Raw genomic sequence first — 3,583 nt, 5'->3', positions numbered from 1 at the left:
CCGCCCTGGAGCCGGCCGACGCCGACGCCGGCGACGTGGCCAAGGCCATCGCCACCGTGGTCGACACCCCGTTCGGCAAGCGCCCGTTCCGGGTCCACATCGATCCGTCGGAAGACGGCGCCGAGATCGTCAACGGCGTCGCCGACCGCGTGCGGGCCGAGATGTATCGCCGGATCGGGCTGGAGGACCTGCTGCGGCCGGCGGCCTTGGGCTGAAGGCTAGCCCGGCACGGACCGGGACAGGCGCGTGCGCCTGTCCCCAAACATCGTGCTAGGCCAGGACCTGGATCACCACGCGGCGGTTCTGGGCGCGGCCGTCGGGGTTGTCATTCGGGGCCACCGGATCGTCCTCGCCGTACGAGATCGTGGCCATGCGGTTCAGCGGCACGCCCTGCTTGCTGAGGAACTTGCGCACGGTCTCGGCCCGCTCGCCGGCCAGGCCCTCGTTGTACTTCGGATCACCCGTGGCGTCGGTGAAGCCCTGGATTTCCAGATAGACGTTCTTGTTGTCGCCCTTCAGCTTCGAGGCGAAGTCGGCCAGACGCTGCTCGGCTTCCGGCGACAGTTCATAGCGGTTCAGCGGGAACTTCACCGAGTCGTCGCTCAGCACCACCGAATACAGGAACTTGCCCTCGGCCAGCTTGCCGGCGTCGGTCGCGCGCTTCAGCGCTTCCTGGCTGGTGCGGTCGACCTCGGCGAGTTTCGAATCCGTGCTGTCGACCCGCGTATTCACCGCCCCGACCTGTTCGTTGACGAAGCCCTTGGTCGCGCAACCGCTGACCGACAACCCGCCGGCCACCAGAGCACTCACCATCATCATCTTGTAATTCAGGCTAATCATCGGACACACCCTTCCACCGTTGTTTCAACACCGAGCACCAAGCTGGACCGTTCGACAGTCCATCAGCGGCGCTTCGACAGTCGAAAACCGACATTTGAAAGAGGCGAATTCTGGGCCTGTTCTGGACAGACTTGGCCACTGTTCCGCAAATCTCTGCGCCGCTTTTAAGTAACGCGCGCGTACGCGGAACACGGTCAAAGGTTCCCGAGAAATATTTGCGATATATGAAGGCGGAGAGGTCATCCTGAACCCGTTTTTCGGTCTCCGCCAGACAGAAAAACGGGCGCGTCCATCGGACGCGCCCGCATGGGATTCGGCTGAAGACGAGACTTACTGCAACGTCGCCTTGTGAATCGCCAGGCCGTCCGAACCGGCGCCGACGGCGATCACGCCGCCATCTTCCAGCTCGCCGGCCAGCAGCTTCTTGGCGATCGGGTCGATCAGGTCCTTCTGGATCACCCGCTTGAGCGGGCGCGCGCCATAGACCGGATCATAGCCCTTGTCGGCCAGCCACTGCAGGGCCTCGGCGTCCAGCGCCAGGGTCATGCGGCGCTCGGCCAGCATCTTGTCCACCCGCTGCAGCTGAATGCGGACGATGTCGCCCATGTTCGAACGCGACAGGCGCTTGAACAGGATGATCTCGTCGATCCGGTTGAGGAACTCGGGGCGGAAGTGGCCGCGCACCGTGTTCATCACCAGAGGCCGCACCTCCTCCACGTCAGCGCCGTCTTCCTGGTTGGCCAGAAACTCCGAACCGAGGTTGGAGGTCATGATGATCAGGGTGTTCCGGAAGTCGACCGTCCGGCCCTGGCCGTCGGTCAGGCGACCGTCGTCCAGCACCTGGAGCAGCACGTTGAAGACGTCCGGGTGGGCCTTCTCGACTTCGTCGAACAGCACCACCTGGTACGGCCGCCGGCGCACGGCCTCGGTCAGCGCCCCGCCCTCGTCGTAGCCGACATAGCCGGGCGGCGCGCCGATCAGGCGGCTGACCGAGTGCTTCTCCATGTATTCCGACATGTCCATGCGGGTGATCGCATGCTCGTCGGCGAACATGAACTCGGCCAGGCTCTTGGTCAGCTCGGTCTTGCCCACGCCCGTCGGGCCCAGGAAGAGGAAGCTGCCAATCGGCTTGGACGGGTCGTGCAGGCCGGCCCGCGCGCGGCGCACCGCGTCGGACACCGCCTCCAGCGCCTCGTCCTGGCCGACGACGCGGCCGCGCAGGGCGTCCTCCATCTTCAGCAGCTTCTCGCGCTCGCCTTCCAGCATCTTCTCGACCGGCACCCCGGTCCAGCGGCTGACCACGGCGGCGATCTGCTCGGCGTCGACGACTTCCGGCGTCAGGGCCTTCTGGGCGCCCACGCCGCTTTCGCCCGCTTCGGCCTCGGCCAGGCGACGTTCCAGGGCCGGGATCTCGCCGTACTGCAGCTGACCCGCGCGGGCGAAGTCACCAGCCCGTTGGGCGGCGGCCAGGTCGGCGCGCAGACGGTCCAGGGCCTCGCGGGCCTGGGCGGCGCCGCCGACCTTGTCCTTCTCGGCCTTCCAGCGCGCGGTCATCTCGTCGGAACGGAACTGCAGATCGTCCACTTCGACTTCAAGGTTTTCCAGGCGCTGCCGGGAGGCCGCGTCGGTCTCCTTGGACAAGGCCTCGCGCTCGATCTTCAGCTGCACCAGGCGGCGGTCGATCTCGTCCAGTTCTTCAGGCTTGGAGTCGATCGCCATCCGCACCCGGCTGGCCGCCTCGTCCATCAGGTCGATGGCCTTGTCGGGCAGGAAGCGGTCGGCGATGTAGCGGTTGCTGAGCGTGGCCGCGGCGACCAGGGCGGAGTCCGAGATCCGCACGCCGTGGTGAACCTCGTACTTCTCTTTCAGACCGCGCAGGATCGAGACCGTGTCTTCGACCGTGGGCTCGCCGACGAACACCGGCTGGAACCGGCGAGCCAGGGCCGCGTCCTTCTCGACGTGCTTGCGGTACTCGTCCAGCGTGGTGGCGCCCACGCAGTGCAGCTCGCCGCGCGCCAGGGCGGGCTTGAGCAGGTTGGAGGCGTCCATCGCCCCGTCGCCCTTGCCGGCCCCGACCAGGGTGTGCATCTCGTCGATGAACAGGATGATCGAGCCCTCGGCGGCCGTGACCTCGCCGAGCACGGCCTTCAGCCGCTCCTCGAACTCGCCGCGATACTTCGCGCCGGCGATCAGGCTGCCCATGTCCAGCGACAGCAGCTTCTTGTCCTTCAGGCTTTCCGGCACGTCGCCCTCGACGATGCGCTGGGCCAGGCCTTCGACGATGGCGGTCTTGCCCACGCCGGGCTCGCCGATCAGCACGGGATTGTTCTTGGTGCGGCGCGACAGCACCTGGATCGTGCGGCGGATTTCCTCGTCGCGGCCGATCACCGGGTCGATCTTGCCGTCGCGGGCCGCCTGGGTCAGATCGCGGGCGTAGCGCTTCAGCGCGTCATAGCCGTCCTCGGTCGAGGCGCTGTCGGCGGTGCGGCCCTTGCGGACGGCGGCGGCGGCGGTTTCCAGGCCCTGGGCCGTGGCCCCGGCCTCTTTCAGGATCTTGGCCGCGTCGCCGCCTTCCTTGGCGATGGCGATCAGCAGGCGCTCGGTGGTGACGAAGGCGTCGCCGGCCTTCTTCGCCCCGGTCTCGGCCGCGTCGAAGACGCGAGCCGTGTCGGGCTTCATGTAGAGCTGGCCGCCGGCCCCGTCGACGCGCGGGGTCTTGGCCAGCAGGGCGTCGGTCGCCGCG

The 3,583-nt window shown here is 67.3% G+C and carries 2 protein-coding genes and 1 pseudogene; 1 reads left to right on the top strand and 2 read right to left on the bottom strand.

Going from position 1 to position 3,583, the window contains the following annotated elements:
• Window positions 1–215: pseudogene (locus AC1DZ6_RS21375) on the top strand (oxidoreductase); the annotation flags it as partial.
• A 55-nt stretch (window positions 216–270) separates the two neighbouring features.
• Here the strand turns inward: AC1DZ6_RS21375 and AC1DZ6_RS21370 are convergent.
• Window positions 271–840, bottom strand: a complete 570-nt coding sequence (locus AC1DZ6_RS21370; protein WP_477099144.1) for an OmpA family protein — start codon at window positions 838–840, stop codon at window positions 271–273.
• A gap of 330 nt (window positions 841–1,170) precedes the next feature.
• On the bottom strand, window positions 1,171–3,583 hold a 2,413-nt coding region (gene clpB / locus AC1DZ6_RS21365; RefSeq protein WP_477099143.1), incomplete at its 5' end, for an ATP-dependent chaperone ClpB.

Source organism: Caulobacter sp. P1_B12_2 (genome assembly GCF_056406675.1).
This window is presented reverse-complemented; position numbering and strand designations above follow the sequence as displayed.